A 15,440-nucleotide genomic window follows, 5' to 3' on the forward strand; every position below is an offset into this window, starting at 1 on the left:
TGAAATGTAGATTGTAGCATTTTATGTTTGGGTAATGCCTTGGCATTTACCAAACGAATAAGGCTATGAAAAAAAATCTCGTCATAATTATCGGGCTAAATATTGTTCTGGCTCTGGCGATTCGGTGGGCATACAATGTCGAATTGTCGATGAACAGGCAAGAGAGTATGTCGGAGGTTCTGAAAAAGAAATACGGGCAAAAAAGCCTGCCGGCAACGGACCATTCCAAGTTTGAAATTCTCCAGAAGAAATTCGACACGCCCCAGGCGGTGACGCAGGCGTGTATTTCCTGCCATACGGAAAGGCATAAGGAAGTAATGGAATCGAACCACTGGAATTGGGAACGGGAGGAATACATCGAAGGCCGTGGCGTCACTTATCTCGGAAAGTCGAATTTGCTGAACAATTACTGTATCGGAGCTTCGAGTAACGAGCAGGCTTGCGCCAAGTGCCATATCGGGTATGACTTTGAGTCGACTCCAAATTTTTACAAAAAAGAGGAGAATGTGGACTGCCTTGTGTGCCACGACAACAGTGGCGAGTATATGAAAGGCGGTGGATTGGCGGGCCTTCCGGCCGGAACGGTTGATTTGGGAGCCTCGGCCAGGCATGTCGGTAACCCTACGAAAGAGAGTTGCGGATCGTGTCATTTTTATAGCGGAGGCGGAAATAACGTGAAGCACGGCGATTTGGAGGAAGCGCAGACGGACTGTTCCCGTGAAGTGGACGTTCACATGGCTTCCCAAGGCGTGGATATGTCGTGTGTGGATTGCCATTCGGCAGATAAGCATAACATTAAAGGAAAGTTGTATTCTGTTTCGTCGGCGAATAAGAACCGGGCGGAGTGCCAGACTTGCCATGGTGAGTTGCCACATGAAAGCGAGGCCCTAAATACGCATACGGCCAAAGTGGCTTGCCAAACCTGTCATATACCGTCTTATGCCAAGGCAAACGCTACCAAGATGTCTTGGGATTGGTCTACGGCGGGCAAATTGAAAGACGGGAAGCCGTATTCTGAAGATGATTCGCTTGGCAACCACACTTATATGTCCATAAAAGGCTCTTTCACTTGGGCCAAGAACGTGACTCCCGAGTATGTTTGGTTTAACGGAACGGCTGACCACTACGTACTTGGCGACAAAGTGGATACGCTAAAGGCCATAAAGCTTAACGAGCTTTTCGGAAGCTATTCGGACGGCAAAATCATGCCTGTGAAAGTGCACCGAGGACGTCAGCCTTATGATCCGGTCAACAAAACTCTGATTCAGCCTTTTACCTACGCCAAAGAGAAAGGGAAGGGAGCTTATTGGAAAGATTTTGATTGGCAAAAGGCATCGGAAATCGGAATGAAAGAAGTGGGCCTTCCGTTTAGCGGTGAGGTGACTTTCCCGAAAACGGAAATGTATTGGCCAGTTAACCATATGGTTTCCCCGGCCGACAAGAGCCTTTCGTGCGCGGACTGTCATACAAATAGCCCGACTGGCCGTTTGGCAAATCTCAAAGGTTTTTACCTCCCGGGCCGTGATGGGCACTCGGGTGTGGACTTCTTCGGAAAATGGTTGTTGATTCTCTCCTGTATAGGTCTTGTGGGCCATGCGGGGCTCAGAATATTGTCAGGTTTAAAATCTAAACAGGCGTAATCATGGCAAAGGAAAAAGTACTTATATACAAGCGTTTCGAACGCTTCTGGCATTGGGCTCAGGCTTTGTTGATTAGCTTATTGGCATTGACGGGTTTTGAGATCAAAGGCTCGTACAGTCTTCTGGGATTTGAGTCGGCGGTATCGCTCCACAATTTTTCTGCCGTGGCGCTGATGATCCTTATCGTGTTCAGCATCTTCTGGCACCTGACCACCGACGAGTGGAGACAGTATATTCCGACATACAAAAACCTTTCGGCCCAATTGAAATACTATACTTCTGGAATATTTAAAGGCGAGGAGCATCCGGTAAAAAAGACCGTGAGGAGGAAGATGAATCCGCTTCAGGTGCTGTCTTATCTTGGGCTGAAACTGGTGTTGGTCCCGTTGCTGGTTTTCAGCGGTATTTTCTATATGTCATACCGTTTTACTTCCGGAGGCCAGCTGATGTCTTTTACTCCGTTTACGCTTGAGGATATCGCTTTTTGGCATGTGTTGGGGGCTTACCTTCTCGTACAATTCACCCTGATTCACATGTATATGACCACTACCGGCCATACCGTTACCGAAAACCTGAGAGCGATGCTAACAGGCTACGAGGACTTGGAAGTGGAAGAACAAGAGCCTCGGGAAGAATTGGATAAAAACCTACAAACGAACTAAGCATGGAAGCCAAGAAGTATATGAATCCGTACCTGGCTGGGCTGATCTTGGGCTTGGTACTTTTGGGAACCATTTTTATCACGGGCCGTGGGCTTGGAGCCAGCGGAGCGGTAAAAAGTGCCGTAATGCAGACCGTAAAGACGGTTTCGCCTGAGCACTATGAAACGACGGGTTATTACGCCCGATACAACGAAGCAAACCCCAGCCCAATGAAAAGCTGGTTGGTCTTTGAAGTGGCGGGAGTAATATTGGGAGCCATGTTTTCCGGTATTATTTCCGGAAGAATGAAATTCAAATTGGAAAAAGGGCCGAATATTTCGAATAAGGTTCGTTTGGTTGGCGCATTGGTTGGCGGAGCGCTTTTCGGTATCGGGTCGCAGTTTGGGCGCGGATGTACCAGCGGATCGGCGCTGAGCGGTATGGCTGTTCAGTCCGCCGGAGGAATTCTGACCATGCTTTGCATATTCGGAGTGGGGTATCTGTTCGCCTATTTTTTCAGAAAACTTTGGATCTAAAACATTAGTACGATGGCACCATTAGTTCCAGAATATATCAATGAACACTTCGGTTTGCTGATAGCCGTGGTGATTGGTTTCGGTTTTGGGTTTGCGCTGGAGCAGGCCGGATTTTCATCCACAAGAAAGCTCGCGGGGCTGTTTTACGGCTATGATTTCACCGTTTTGCGGGTGTTTTTCACTGCGGGAGTCACCGCAATGCTTGGTACGCTTATGCTCTCGAAATTCGGTTGGCTGGATTTGGAGCTGATTTACATTAACCCAACCTACCTACAGGCCGCCGTAATTGGCGGTTCGGTCATGGGGCTGGGATTTATAATCGGAGGTTTTTGTCCAGGTACCAGCGTGGTGAGCGCAGCGATTGGGCGGATCGATGGAATGGTTTTCGTTGTCGGAGGCGCTTTGGGCGTTTTTCTTTTCGGAGAGCTCTATCCTTGGTTGCACGACTATTATCTGGCGGACTATATGGGCGCACCGTTACTAGGAGAATGGCTGTCGGTTTCCAAAGAAACGATGGCCATAGCGATTACGCTGGTTGCCTTGTTCGCCTTCGCTTTTACATATTTTGTAGAGAAAAGAGTTAACGGGGAGAGTTCGGAATTTAGAAACCCGAAGACTTTGAAACGAGTTGGAGGTTTTTCCGCTTTATTACTTATCCCCGCCATTTTGATAATCTCAACCCCTGATTTTAAAGATGGAATATTAGAAGAGTCGAAGCTAAGCGAGAATCTCGGAGAAATTCAAAGTTACAGTCCTGATAAGCTGGCTTATACGATAATGAACCCAGAGGACTTGCAAGTGAATCTTATCGATGTAAGAGATTCATTGGCTTTTGCGAAAGGGAATTTACCTACTTCGTTCAATATTCCTCTAAAGGGTCTTCTTGATAGCAAATGGGAGGCGGTTTTAAAGGGTCCCAATCGTCTGAATATATTCTACGCTGAAGACGAAAAACAAGCCCAACGTGCCTGCTTTATAGCGAATAAATTAGGCTATGGAAATGCTTTTATCTTGAAAGGAGGTAAGTCGCATTTTGAGGAAACAATTTTTTCGGAAAAGGCATTAGGTGACAATCCGACAATACAGGATCGGTTTGACCAAAGGTTTAGGGAAAAAGCCAGAATCGCTTTGCCAAGGATTGCGACAGAAAGGAAATTGAAACCGATAGCCAAACCCAAAAAGAAGAAAAAGGCCCAAGGAGGCTGTACCTGATTCCTCCGTATAAATTTGTGTGATTTTGCGTAATCCCGTTCAGGCTTTATAATATGTCTGAGCGGGATTCTCTTTTTTAATCTATAATATGTAGCTTTATTTTTCTTTAAAATCGACTTATTATCGATCCATTCGATTTTATTCCAAAAATATTGACTTTGTGCTATTTATTTTCGGTTTTTGACTAGGGTTTTATTAGTTCGGTGATTACCTTCCAAAAAGTATTTTTCGAGAAAATAAATGTAAAAGCAAAAGTGATATGCCAGAAAAATCAAGATGCGGATGGTGCCTGAAAGACGATCTATACAAAGATTACCACGATAACGAATGGGGTAAGGCAGAGCATGATGATGCGAAACTTTTTGAGATGCTTCTTTTGGAAGGAGCCCAAGCAGGTTTGAGTTGGTATACTATTTTGAAGAAAAGAGAGGCTTACCGTAAAGCCTTTGACGGATTTGATCCGGAATTGATCGCCGTATACGGAGATGATAAGCGGGAAGAGTTGGCTCGTGATAAAGGAATTGTTAGAAATAAGCTGAAGATCAACGCTTTTATAGAGAATGCGAAAGCTTATTTGAAAGTGAAAAAGGAGTTCGGGACTTTTGATAAATTTATCTGGCAGTTTACCGATCATAAACAGATCGTGAATCATCCGAAAGATTTAAGCGAGGTGCCGGCGATTACTCCGGAGGCTGAAGCCATGAGCAAGGAATTGAAAAAGAGGGGATTCAAATTTGTAGGCCCAACAATCTGTTACGCATTTATGCAAGCCGTTGGCATGGTGGACGACCACGTGGAGACCTGTTATTTGAAAAAGAAATAGATAGATTAAGGGGCGAGAGGCATTGTCTAGACTCACTGCTTTAATACGTAATACCTGATACCAAATACCATAAAAAAACAATTCCATTGGCAAGATTAGACAGACTAAGCGCTATTTTGACGATGCTCAGGAGTAAACGGGTCCTAACGGCGGAGAAAATCGCCGAGCGTTTCGACATCAGCGTCCGGACGGTGTATCGTGACATTCGGAGCTTGGAAGAGTCTGGAGTGCCGATAGGCTCTGAGGCTGGCGTCGGATATTTTTTGGCTGATGGCTACCATTTGCCTCCGGTTTCGCTAACGTCTGAGGAAGCTCGCGCTTTGCTGATCGGCGATAAGTTAATGGAGCGTTTTTCCGATAAAGAAACCCGACGCAATTATGGTTTGGCTGTCGACAAAGTCAAAGCGGTTTTAAAGGCTTCGGAAAAAGAGTCGTTGGAAGATATCGAAGGCCGGATGCGCATAATTACTTATTCGAAGGAGCGGGATAATGTTTTTTTGAGTGAGATTCAGGGGGCCTTGGCGGAAAGTAGGCGTTTGGGAATTGAGTATTACGCAAGATACCGTGACGAAACCAGGGAGCGAAAAGTCGACCCTATCGGTTTGTGCCACTACGGTGACGAGTGGCATATGATCGCTTTTTGTCACAAAAGAAGTGATTACCGGGATTTTAGGACGGACAGAATCAGGTCTTTGAAAGTTTTGGAAGAGAGTTTTAAGCCTTCAAAATTATTGAGTCTGGATGAGTATTGGGAGAAGTACGGAGAAGGTCATGATACTTTTCCAGCGGAAGTGCTCTTTGGGCTTGAGGCGAAAGCTTGGCTTTCAAGTCAAAAACATAGGATGGGAATGGTGAGTGAATCAGAAGAACAAGAGGGAGTCAGGATTAAATTTCGAACACCAGATTATAAAGGATTAGCTTATTGGCTTCTGAGTTTCGGAAAACATGTTCTTGAAATAAAACCAGAAGAGATGAAACAAGAATATAATAATATTCTGGGATGCCTTGCGGATAGGTTTCTTCAGAAAGTTGAGAGATAAAGAAAAAACAACGCCCTTTTCTGTCTTAGAATAGGGCGTTGTTTTTAACCTTCAATAAGCTCTTCGAAGAGCTTTTCGTAATTGTCTATTGTTCGATTGAGCGAGAAATCTTCGTAAGCGGTTTTTAATCCCGCTTGCCTGAGTTTTTCGGCTAGTTCGGGCGTTTCCCTTAGGATACGTAACTGGTCGGCCAGTTGGCGGTCGTTGTTGTGCTCAAACAAGAAACCGTTTTCCTTATGCGTAATAAGAGACGGATTCCCAGCCAAGTTGGTACCCAAAACCGGGACGCCCAATGCCATAGATTCCAGCAAAGATTGCGATAGTCCTTCCATATCCGAGCAAAGCACGAACGCGTTGAAAGTGGTAACCAATGCCAGTGCGTCTTTTGCCTCTATTGACCCGAGGAAGTGTATCTTATGATGCTTAAGCGTTTCGGAGGCATCTGCCAGATCATCCTGTAGCCGCTCTTCTTTGCCAGTGATTCCGGCGAAGAAAACAGTCATCGGTTTTTCGATCAGTTTAAGCGATCGTAACAAATGTTGTTGTTGCTTAAGTCTTGATACTGTTCCTATTACGAAATCATCTGGGCCAATGTCATACTTCTTTTTAAACTCTTCGGCTTTCTCAAAGTTGATGTTTTCGTATTTTTCCTTCGGCGTTCCGTTATTGATAACGTGTATATGATTGGGCGGAAGCCCTTTCTTTATCAGGTCCTTCCTGATCCCTTCGCTAACGGCGACAATCTTGTCCGTGCCTTTGGTGTAGAACGTGTTTTGGATAAAGCCGCCGATACTTTTCGTCATTTGTCGGCGGGTGTGAACCACTTTCACCTCTTTGCAGTGGAACCACTTCGTCAACACGCTGGTGTATCTGTCAATAGACGATTGGGCGTTGATAAGCTGGATGTCGTATTTACGAACCTGTTCAGCCAAAAACTTCACGTCCGTAAGGTTGAACTTGCCTTTGAAACGCGTCGGGATTACGGTCACCTTTGAATCTTTTACCAATTCGGCCAGCCAAGATTCCGTCCGGCAACCTACATAAACGTTATGCCCTTTTTCGGCGAGGCCCTTGCAGAGGTAGGCGATTGATTGAGTGGATCCGGCTAAGTCTCCTTGGTAGGTAAGGAACAGTATATTCATGTCGAGGTATTCGGGTCTATAGTTTGTGGCTTTTATTGTTTTTCGGAGAAATGGAAAATCATTGTTTCTTTCCGTAAAAGGAAATGTACCATTTTACAAATTCCCGGACTCCGGTTTCCAAAGGCGTCGAAGGTTTATAGTCTACGGTCTCTTCAAGCGTGCTTGTATCCGCCCAAGTCCGCTTTACGTCGCCGTTTTGCATCGGAAGCATTTTCAGGTCGGCCTTGATGCCCAAAGCTGATTCCATGGTAGAAATAAAATCCATGAGTTTAATCGGCTGAGAGTTTCCGATATTGAAAAGCCTGTAGAATGGTCTTGTCTCGCTGGCTGTCGGGCTGTTGTCCAGCACTTTTGTGATTCCCTCAACGATGTCGGCGATGTAAGTGAAATCCCTTTCCATTTCGCCGTTGTTGAATACTTTTATGGGCTTTCCGCTGGTCATTGCCGAAGCGAAAAGCATTGGCGCCATATCCGGGCGCCCCCACGGACCGTAAACCGTGAAAAACCGAAGGCCGGTGGTTGGCAACTGATACAGATGGCTGTATGTGTGGGCCATCAGCTCGTTACTTTTCTTAGTAGCGGCGTAGATGCTGACCGGGTGTTCGACAGGGTCGGTTTCCGAGAACGGGACCTTGTTGTTCATACCGTAAATCGAGGAGCTTGAGGCGTAAACGAAATGCTTTATCCCGTATTGGCGACAACATTCCAACAGGTTAACGAAGCCAGCTACGTTTGATTGTACGTAGGCGTGCGGATTTTCGAGAGAATACCTTACTCCCGCTTGTGCGGCGAGGTTAATCACCTTGTCAATTTTCTCTTGCTCGAAGAGCTTCGACAGCTTTGATAATTCCGTAATGTCTATTTTGGCGAATCTGTATCGCTCAAATGTGGAACTTTGTACCAAAGTGCCATCATTTCCGATTTCTTGCTCGTTAATTCCGCATTTTTCTAGTCTCGCATATTTCAGTCTAACATCGTAGTAGTCGTTGATATTGTCGATACCGACAACGTCAAAACCTTTATCAATAAGCGATCGAACCAAATGAAATCCGATAAATCCCGCGGCACCCGTCACTAATATCCCCATAGTACAATATTGGTTCTAGCCTGGCGTTGAATGGAATAGCCAGCAAACTGTTATCATCTCTTCTTAACTGATACCATGAGTGGGCTTCTGGGTAGAGTCAAGTTTGATAACATGTCAACTATAAACGTCTGCTAATATAAGTTCTTATGTAGAACGGTCAAATTATAGTCCTAATTTACTGGCTATTGGCGCTGGTTTTTTCCTAAAAATAGAGTATACCGGTATTAGTTGGGCTTGAGGTGAGATTTGATACAAAAAAAGCGTCCCTTTCGGGACGCCCAATCTGACTGTAAAGAAAGCCTAAGGCCTATTCGAAGGCCAATATTTTGTCCACAAGCTCTTGGGTGCTCGGGATATTTCCGTTTGCGTAAAGTGGATCTTTTTGGAATCTGAAAGCCGAATGCCCGGCGAACATGAGTTGGTTTTCGGTATCCTCGTCATCCACCAAATATTGCAAGGTCTTCATGATGCAGAAGCTACGTGGATCAGGACGGATTCCCGTGTTGTATTTCGTGTCAGGATTGGCGCTCCAAGAGCTGAAAGCGCAGGCTGCAAGGCAACCGGAGCAATCCTTCTGATCCTTTTGGATCTCTTTTGCTTTTTCTGGGCTAAGAAACAGAAGCGTGTTGTCAGGAGTACGCCTTACGACTGTGTAACCGGCTTCGTCCCACATTGCGGCTTGGGCTACGTCTGTGCCCTTGATGAAGAATTTTTGGAACTCGGTGTCAAACTCTTCATTTTTTTCTTCACTGAAAGGCAGTTGTCTTGAGGAACGGTCGTAGTGTTCGTCGAGAAAATCGTTTCTGATCGCTGAAGAATAGAAACCTGTCGGGCTGAATTTATTTAGAACCACATTGTCTTCTCTTAGAGACAAGAGTTTCTGTTTAAACGCTGGCGGAATAGGACTTTCCTTTGTAAGCAAAGGTCTGGTGCCGAGTTGGAAAACGATTTTCCCCAACTCTGGATTATCTATCCAATCCTGATACTCGTTAAGGTTCCAAACACCACCGGCCATCACGATCGGTACGTGCTGGAGCCCCACTTTATTCATAAAATCGCGCAAGGCTTTTACGCGGGCATACGGTGCTTCCGGATTCAGCGGATTTTCTTTGTTAGAGAGGCCATTGTGTCCACCGGCTTTCCACGGGTCTTCGTAAACTACGCCTCCGAGCCAATCGGCCGTACGATGGTAAGCCCGCTTCCAGAGAACCATAAAAGCCCGCATCGAGGAAACGATCGGGTAGTAGTAGGTTTTGTTGGCAGCGCAGATATCGCCAAGCTGATAAGGCATCCCAGCCCCGCAAGTTACGCCATGCAGTTTCCCTTCGGCCATAGGCAACACCCGCTCGATGATTTCGTCGGTACCCATCAGTCCCCAAAGTAGGTTCATGTGGATTCTTCCTTCGCCTCCGGAAATTTCGGACGCAATACGCAACTGCGACATAATACCCTTGATCGTGTATTCGATCCGCTCGCGGGTACGTTCATAACGCGTTTTCCCGTTCAAAACCATCGGAATGATTTCGCCGTGCTCATTGATAAGAGGGGAGTGAACCCCTGAAAAAGTACCGACTGCACCTGCAGCCGCAAAGGCGCCAGAGGTGTAACCGTTTGTGATCCCAACTCCTTTTCCCCCTTCAATGATCGGCCAGACTTCTTTTCCGGAGATGCTGATCTTCTCGATTCGTTTCATGAGATATATCTAAACGCGTTTATGATTTCTTGCTCAAAATTTTTGGCGTACAGTATTCTTGCAAGTTTCCGTACGGCTTTCAGATAGATAGACAAATCGAGAGTGGCTCCGTGACAGTTTTTGAAATTTTATTTTGAATAAATATTTCACACTCACCTTAAGTGTGAGTTTTTCAGCGGTTTAAGATTGATTTATTTTGATGATAAAAAAGTGAAAAGAGTTTTTTTTTACAGTAAAAATGAACGAGTGTTTGTGTGAGTTTCCGTTTTGCTCTCCTTTCTTAAGAACCAAAGGAAACGTTGTTTTGCGGTTTTCGTTTCTTAGGGAATGGAAAGCTTTCCTTTTATATGTTTCAGCGCTTAATTTGCTATATGGACAGAACAGGAATTTATACTTTTCCCGTTAAGGGATCGGACTATGACTATAAGGGACAGGTGTCGTACCCGACACTTGTGGATATGATGCTTGAGGCCGCCGGGCTTCACGCAACTGAGAGGGGATTTGGCCTGGCTGACATAATGCGGAATGGTCGTTCATGGGTTTTGACCCGTTTTCATCTGGATTTGCTGAAGTCAAGTAAATATGATCGGGAGATAAAGATTGAAACTTGGGTGGCTAATGTCGGCGAGTTGTTTACGAATAGAAAGTTTAAACTTTATAACGGAAAAGGAGAGATATTCGCTGTTGGAAGCTCCAGTTGGGCTTTGATCGATATCCGTTTGCGCAAAGCGATAGAACTTGACGGAGTACTTGATGAGTCATTGGCGGAAACGGATAAAGGAACCGATATTCCTGCTCCAATTCGAATAGATTCGGTAAAAGAGGGTTCCGCGTTAGGCTCGGTAGAGGTAAAATACGGTGATTTGGATATCAACAGGCATGTGAACAGTGTTCGTTATATCCGTTGGGTTTTGGATTGTTTCCCGTTGGAACATTTTCTGTCTAGCAGAATAAAATCTCTGGATGTAAACTATGTGGCGGAGGTTCTTTATGGCCAAAAGGCCGATATCTTTGCCAGTGGAGACGTGAGCGTTTCGAATGAAAATATCATAGAGTTGAAGGTGGACGAGAAAGCCGTTTGCAGAGCCAAAGTGGTCTGGGAATAACAGGTTTGCGGCTAAATGAAAAAAGCCTGTCTCCGTGTATCGGTAACAGGCTTTTTTGATGTTCGACAGTAAAGGTTTATTCCTTTTCCTTTTTAGTTTCGAGAACATGGAGACGCAAGTCTTGAGCTTTGGCTTTCACATCCTGCATGGCGTTACGAACACGTGTTCCAGCAGCCTTGTTGCCTTTGTTGTAGAATGCGTCAACATCCTTCTCGATGTCGGCGATGATCTCCTTCAATTGATTAAAAATTTCCATAATCCGGTTAAAAATTAATTTGGTTTTAGTCCTCAACGTTTGTTTTAAGAATACGAAACCTAAGCCTATTGCTTTGGATGATTGCGCATTCCCGAATAAATATATATTCTTTTTGTGAAAGAGAAAGCATTTTTTCCTTTAAAAAGTGCTTTCAGGATCCTTTAAAGCCTGTTTTTTTCTTATTTGGGCCTTTTGACTCAGAATGAATTGCCGTTTTTGGTAATAATTGAAGGAATCAACACAGGAGACTTCCAATCGTCAAAATTGTTTCCAAAGAAAAATCATCAACCTTTGGATTTATATAATTGTCATTTATTCATTAAAAAATTCATATTATAGCGCTTGCTGTCATTATGCAAATCGAATAGGTTATTTCCGATTCACTTTTGTTATAAATGGCCTCCATCGGTCCTCATCCACGCCGTTCTCAACCAGCGCAACTCTAGACAAGACAAAGAACAAATCTGAAAGGCGATTTACATATTTTGGAACGAAGCTAGGCAGAGGATCTTCCCTGTTGAGTTGTACCAGCCGCCTTTCGGCTTTTCTTACCGTTGTTCGGGCAATATGTAGAAGAGCGGAAATCTCGTTGCCGCCCGGAACCAAAAAATGTTGTGATTCGCTTTCCATGGCTTTTTCTTCTCTATCAATCCACTCTTCGCAGAACTTGTCGCCGTCTTCTGGGGCGGGAACATTTAATTCGAGAGTGGAAGATGAAGGTCGTGCCACATAGGCCATCATGTTCATCAGGTCCACTTGTATTCTGTGTAGACCTTCTTGCCAGCGATGTTCTTTACCCATCCTGACGCGCAATAAACCTAAGTGTGAGTTTAGTTCGTCGATAGTTCCGAGACATTCCATCCTGATGTCGTCTTTTGCCACTCTTGGACCGCCAATGGTGGCAGTTGTGCCTTTATCTCCGGATTTGGTGTATACTTTCATGTATATGGGATATAGTGAATCTAGATAGAAACCCGTCAAAGCTATGATGTTTGGGTTTTACTACTTGAAGGTTTCCGTTTGCGCTAATTTCAGCTTTTTTCTTGACCGAAGCTGATATTCCGTTCCCAAAAATTATCTGAATTTTCGTCAAGCGGAGGGACTTTTTATTATTTGAAAATAAAAGGTGTGGGTTTAATGTCTGATTGCTAAGTCAAAAAAGAACTTACAGTTAGTGGTTTTACCCTGAGATAGCAAAAGGTGTATAAACTAAAAAAGGAAAAGGTTCAGTCAGAGGGCTGACCGAACCTTTTGTAATCACTTCTTGAACTTAATAAAATAAGTTCCGTCAATACCCGCAGTTCGGGCGGCTGTGCGTGACAGCTGAATCGGAGGAACGCCGGCAGCGCTGAATGTCATCGTGAACGTGGTGTCAGTGACATCAATTTGGACAGCCTCGTTTATGTATTGGCTACCTACCAATCGGATTGAGTTGGCATTTGTCTTATTGGAGTAAATCCAACCTGTAGATCCGGTAAAAAGCCCGTTGTCACCTTGAGTGGTTATATTGCCTCCGCCGTCGGAAGCGCTATAGGTCATGGTGACACTCATGTTACTAAAGTGGCTTGTAACGTCCGTGCCGTTGACGGTTACTTGGCCTCGCTGTAATGTCCAAGGGGTTTTCGAAAGCTGTTTTCCGGTTACTTCCTGTGGTGCCGGATCGTCTCCTCCGCTACTACCGCATGACCAAGCGAGGGTTCCGGCCACCAAAACGGCCAGAAGGTATTGGAATGTCTTTTTCATTTCTGTTAAGCTTAGCTTTTTTCCTTTTGGCTAAACTCGTGGGGAACAGAAAAGATAATTCTTTTTTGGTGAAAAACTAACATGCGTCCAATAGCCGTTTGAAGCTGGCCTTTGAAACGCATGTTACATATATTTTCTTAGTAAGGAATAGCTAGTCGCGGTTCGGTTAACCATTTCTGAAGTTCATCACCAAGTTTTTGAGTGATTTCCGGCTCAGATTTGATCAAGTTCCAACGTTCGTAAGGATCTTCTTTCAGATTATACAGTTCTTTAGGCTCTCCATTCAGGGCTAGAAGCTTCCAATCCCCATTTCTGGCAATTTCCGTATACTTTGTCTCTGGATCTGGATCTGTTGTGGCGTAGTAATTACCGTTTTTCTTAATCAGGTTTATCGCCCAAAATACAGTGCCTCTTTCCGCAGTTTTTCCTTTGCCGGTAAGTTCGGGAAGGATATTGATCCCGTCGGGAGCGTAGCCGTTTAGGTCTGTTCCCGCAATTTTCGCAAAAGTAGGAAGCAGGTCGTTTGTGTGCGCAAGGTTATCGTTTGTCGTGTTTTTTTCGATAATTCCCGGCCAATACGCTATAAAAGGTACACGTATCCCGCCTTCGTGGAAGTCACGTTTTCTACCTTTTAAAGGTCCAGCACTGCCTCTATACGCTGGGCCATTGTCGCTAGTGAATATAACTAACGTATTTTTTTCGATTCCCAGTTCTTTAAGTTTGTCGAGTACTCGACCAACGCCACGATCCAAATGCTTGACCATTGCTCTGTAAAGTAGGTCGTCACCTTTGGCTTGTTTTCGGAATGGAGACATTGATTCTTCCGGCGTAGCTTCATAAGGAGCGTGCGGGGCGTCGAACCATAGGTTCAGATAAAATGGCTTCCCTTTTTTGTTCGCTTCTTCAATGAACGCAAGGGATTCGTTTACCTTGATGTCTGTCCAGTGGGCGGAATCTTTAGGGATTATCTTCTCGTCACGCACCAAGTGTTTGCCGGCGTCTTTGTAAAGGCGCCTTTCCAGCATTGCGGGACGACGATACAGCGGATCCTCAATCATAGCCAAGTAGTGATCAAAACCATGCTCGATAGGGCCGGGCATGCTGTTAGCCCGGTCTAAAATGTGGCTTTCATTCAGCCCGCCGAGGTGCCATTTTCCTACGTGCTTTGAAATGTATCCGCTCTTGCGCAGGAATTGAGGGATGGTTTTGGCCTCAGGCTGAAGATACATTTCACGGTCGTTGAAGTGGCTTTTTACGTTGAATCTAAGCGGATATTTTCCGGTAAGAACGCTCACTCGTGTTGGTGTGCAGACGGCCGATCCCGCATAAAACTGAGTGAAACGCATGCCTTCTTTGGCCATTTTGTCCAAGGAAGGTGTCAAATTGCGGGGACTGCCGTAGCAACCCAAATCGCCGTACCCGAGGTCATCGGCGAGGATAAAAACGATGTTCGGATTATTGGGGAGCGCTACTGAAGCGGTTTTCTTTGCTTCGGTATTTTTGTCTGCAGGAGCGCAGGACATACTAGTGGTAGCGGCCATAGAGGCCAGAAGGCACCATTTCTTTATCATAGTCCAAAAAAGTTAAAGGATATAATCTGTAAGCAATCTATGAATCGAGATTTAACAAAGGTGGGCTATAGTAGGTGTATAATGTTCGGGTTATAAAATATAGACGTCTTTTATATTGTTGAGTGGAATTTCAGTCACTCTTGGGTTTGCGGAGTGGCCCTTTGTCTTTAGGGGTGTAAGTCATCAGATTTTGGATGGATATTGAGCTGTCATTGGATGTTCCTGCGGTTTTTAGGCCAGTGATATGGTCCATTTGGTTGATGACAATGAATAGTTCGTATGAACGGTTGTCCTCCAGATTGACCCTGAGCACTTCTTTTCCTGATATTTTGGAGAGTATCCCTTTATTGTAAGCAGTACATGCTCCGTTTGGGCTTGCGATTTCAAGGCCCTTCATATCTTCGGAGACAAAACACACTCGCCGGTTTGTAATGTAGAGCAAGCCGGGAGTAAGGCCAAAGCCCCTTACGTGTTGAACTCTGAGTACCCGCTTGAGCGTTTCGTTTTCGTCCCTTTTGAAAGAAATAGACTTATATGGTGTGTAAAACCTAATGAAAACCTGAACGGCGATAATAGTGGGAAGATAAAGAAGCATGATGACAAGCATCAATTGTTCCTCATTCTTGTTGGTGAAGTGGAAAAATTTATTGAGATAGAAAATCACTTGGTATTCAAGAAAAAAGGCGAACGCCCATAGAATAAGGTACGTCCAGTTTATTTTTCCGAAGAGGTTGTTCATTTCGCAGTTACGTTTCTTTTTGGCTCCGTTTCTGGCCAGGCCATATTTACTAAACGGAGCTATCAAATGTAAGTTGGCAATTTTGTTACTGTATTGGTAACAAGATTAGGCCGAAATTCCCATTTGGACATCAAGATAATATTATTTGTCTTGTTTCAAGGTTAAGTCTATAAACCTTTAAGTAAGATGCCGAGAACGTTATATTGAAATT

Annotated in this window: 15 protein-coding genes; 7 read left to right on the top strand and 8 right to left on the bottom strand. The window is 44.7% G+C overall.

What is annotated here, in order from left to right:
• Positions 1–65: 65 nt before the first annotated feature.
• From AABK39_RS20025 to AABK39_RS20050, 6 genes are all read left to right on the top strand, one after another.
• On the top strand, positions 66–1,640 hold the full coding sequence (locus AABK39_RS20025) for a tetrathionate reductase family octaheme c-type cytochrome (protein ID WP_338394730.1): 1,575 nt from the start codon (positions 66–68) through the stop codon (positions 1,638–1,640).
• A gap of 2 nt (positions 1,641–1,642) precedes the next feature.
• Positions 1,643–2,302: a cytochrome b/b6 domain-containing protein gene (locus AABK39_RS20030; RefSeq protein WP_338394731.1), complete on the top strand. Its 660-nt coding sequence runs from the start codon at positions 1,643–1,645 to the stop codon at positions 2,300–2,302.
• A 2-nt stretch (positions 2,303–2,304) separates the two neighbouring features.
• Positions 2,305–2,817, top strand: a complete 513-nt coding sequence (locus AABK39_RS20035; protein WP_338394732.1) for a YeeE/YedE thiosulfate transporter family protein — start codon at positions 2,305–2,307, stop codon at positions 2,815–2,817.
• A 12-nt stretch (positions 2,818–2,829) separates the two neighbouring features.
• Complete coding sequence (locus AABK39_RS20040; protein WP_338394733.1) at positions 2,830–4,029, top strand: YeeE/YedE thiosulfate transporter family protein; 1,200 nt, start codon at positions 2,830–2,832, stop codon at positions 4,027–4,029.
• Between the two features lie 259 nt (positions 4,030–4,288).
• The gene (locus tag AABK39_RS20045; protein ID WP_338394734.1) at positions 4,289–4,852 is read left to right on the top strand and encodes a DNA-3-methyladenine glycosylase I; all 564 of its coding nucleotides are present in this window, start codon (positions 4,289–4,291) and stop codon (positions 4,850–4,852) included.
• 86 nt (positions 4,853–4,938) lie between these two features.
• Positions 4,939–5,892: a helix-turn-helix transcriptional regulator gene (locus AABK39_RS20050; RefSeq protein WP_338394735.1), complete on the top strand. Its 954-nt coding sequence runs from the start codon at positions 4,939–4,941 to the stop codon at positions 5,890–5,892.
• Positions 5,893–5,936: 44 nt separating this feature from the next.
• Here the strand turns inward: AABK39_RS20050 and AABK39_RS20055 are convergent, their stop codons facing one another.
• The 3 genes from AABK39_RS20055 to AABK39_RS20065 all read right to left on the bottom strand — a co-directional run bounded on the left by AABK39_RS20055 (position 5,937) and on the right by AABK39_RS20065 (position 9,814).
• The gene (locus tag AABK39_RS20055) at positions 5,937–7,034 is read right to left on the bottom strand and encodes a glycosyltransferase family 4 protein (RefSeq protein ID WP_338394736.1); all 1,098 of its coding nucleotides are present in this window, start codon (positions 7,032–7,034) and stop codon (positions 5,937–5,939) included.
• Positions 7,035–7,092: 58 nt separating this feature from the next.
• Positions 7,093–8,121, bottom strand: a complete 1,029-nt coding sequence (locus AABK39_RS20060; protein WP_338394737.1) for an NAD-dependent epimerase — start codon at positions 8,119–8,121, stop codon at positions 7,093–7,095.
• 307 nt (positions 8,122–8,428) lie between these two features.
• Positions 8,429–9,814, bottom strand: coding sequence for an NAD(P)H-dependent flavin oxidoreductase (locus AABK39_RS20065; protein WP_338394738.1), 1,386 nt, complete (start codon positions 9,812–9,814; stop codon positions 8,429–8,431).
• A gap of 371 nt (positions 9,815–10,185) precedes the next feature.
• Here AABK39_RS20065 and AABK39_RS20070 point away from each other — a divergent pair, with 371 nt between their 5' ends.
• Positions 10,186–10,920: an acyl-[acyl-carrier-protein] thioesterase gene (locus AABK39_RS20070; protein ID WP_338394739.1), complete on the top strand. Its 735-nt coding sequence runs from the start codon at positions 10,186–10,188 to the stop codon at positions 10,918–10,920.
• Between the two features lie 76 nt (positions 10,921–10,996).
• On the opposite strand, the gene AABK39_RS20075 is transcribed toward AABK39_RS20070, so the two are convergent.
• The 5 genes from AABK39_RS20075 to AABK39_RS20095 form a co-directional block, all read right to left on the bottom strand.
• Positions 10,997–11,176, bottom strand: coding sequence for a histone H1 (locus AABK39_RS20075; RefSeq protein ID WP_338394740.1), 180 nt, complete (start codon positions 11,174–11,176; stop codon positions 10,997–10,999).
• 369 nt (positions 11,177–11,545) lie between these two features.
• Positions 11,546–12,118 (bottom strand): cob(I)yrinic acid a,c-diamide adenosyltransferase, encoded by a 573-nt coding sequence (locus AABK39_RS20080; RefSeq protein WP_338394741.1) that lies wholly within the window; start codon positions 12,116–12,118, stop codon positions 11,546–11,548.
• A 315-nt stretch (positions 12,119–12,433) separates the two neighbouring features.
• Complete coding sequence (locus AABK39_RS20085; protein WP_338394742.1) at positions 12,434–12,919, bottom strand: hypothetical protein; 486 nt, start codon at positions 12,917–12,919, stop codon at positions 12,434–12,436.
• Positions 12,920–13,056: 137 nt separating this feature from the next.
• The gene (locus AABK39_RS20090; protein WP_338394743.1) at positions 13,057–14,490 is read right to left on the bottom strand and encodes a sulfatase-like hydrolase/transferase; all 1,434 of its coding nucleotides are present in this window, start codon (positions 14,488–14,490) and stop codon (positions 13,057–13,059) included.
• Positions 14,491–14,620: 130 nt separating this feature from the next.
• The gene (locus AABK39_RS20095) at positions 14,621–15,229 is read right to left on the bottom strand and encodes a hypothetical protein (RefSeq protein WP_338394744.1); all 609 of its coding nucleotides are present in this window, start codon (positions 15,227–15,229) and stop codon (positions 14,621–14,623) included.
• Between the last annotated feature and the right edge of the window lie 211 nt (positions 15,230–15,440).

This window comes from Fulvitalea axinellae (assembly GCF_036492835.1).
In the GTDB taxonomy this organism is placed as follows: domain Bacteria; phylum Bacteroidota; class Bacteroidia; order Cytophagales; family Cyclobacteriaceae; genus Fulvitalea; species Fulvitalea axinellae.

Coding starts and splice junctions, on each gene's coding strand:
- AABK39_RS20065 (WP_338394738.1), bottom strand. CDS start 9,814: ATGAAACGAATCGAGAAGATCAGCATCTCCGGAAAAGAAGTCTGGCCG.
- AABK39_RS20075 (WP_338394740.1), bottom strand. CDS start 11,176: ATGGAAATTTTTAATCAATTGAAGGAGATCATCGCCGACATCGAGAAG.
- AABK39_RS20045 (WP_338394734.1), top strand. CDS start 4,289: ATGCCAGAAAAATCAAGATGCGGATGGTGCCTGAAAGACGATCTATAC.
- AABK39_RS20095 (WP_338394744.1), bottom strand. CDS start 15,229: ATGAACAACCTCTTCGGAAAAATAAACTGGACGTACCTTATTCTATGG.
- AABK39_RS20090 (WP_338394743.1), bottom strand. CDS start 14,490: ATGATAAAGAAATGGTGCCTTCTGGCCTCTATGGCCGCTACCACTAGT.
- AABK39_RS20055 (WP_338394736.1), bottom strand. CDS start 7,034: ATGAATATACTGTTCCTTACCTACCAAGGAGACTTAGCCGGATCCACT.
- AABK39_RS20040 (WP_338394733.1), top strand. CDS start 2,830: ATGGCACCATTAGTTCCAGAATATATCAATGAACACTTCGGTTTGCTG.
- AABK39_RS20060 (WP_338394737.1), bottom strand. CDS start 8,121: ATGGGGATATTAGTGACGGGTGCCGCGGGATTTATCGGATTTCATTTG.
- AABK39_RS20030 (WP_338394731.1), top strand. CDS start 1,643: ATGGCAAAGGAAAAAGTACTTATATACAAGCGTTTCGAACGCTTCTGG.
- AABK39_RS20085 (WP_338394742.1), bottom strand. CDS start 12,919: ATGAAAAAGACATTCCAATACCTTCTGGCCGTTTTGGTGGCCGGAACC.
- AABK39_RS20035 (WP_338394732.1), top strand. CDS start 2,305: ATGGAAGCCAAGAAGTATATGAATCCGTACCTGGCTGGGCTGATCTTG.
- AABK39_RS20080 (WP_338394741.1), bottom strand. CDS start 12,118: ATGAAAGTATACACCAAATCCGGAGATAAAGGCACAACTGCCACCATT.
- AABK39_RS20070 (WP_338394739.1), top strand. CDS start 10,186: ATGGACAGAACAGGAATTTATACTTTTCCCGTTAAGGGATCGGACTAT.
- AABK39_RS20025 (WP_338394730.1), top strand. CDS start 66: ATGAAAAAAAATCTCGTCATAATTATCGGGCTAAATATTGTTCTGGCT.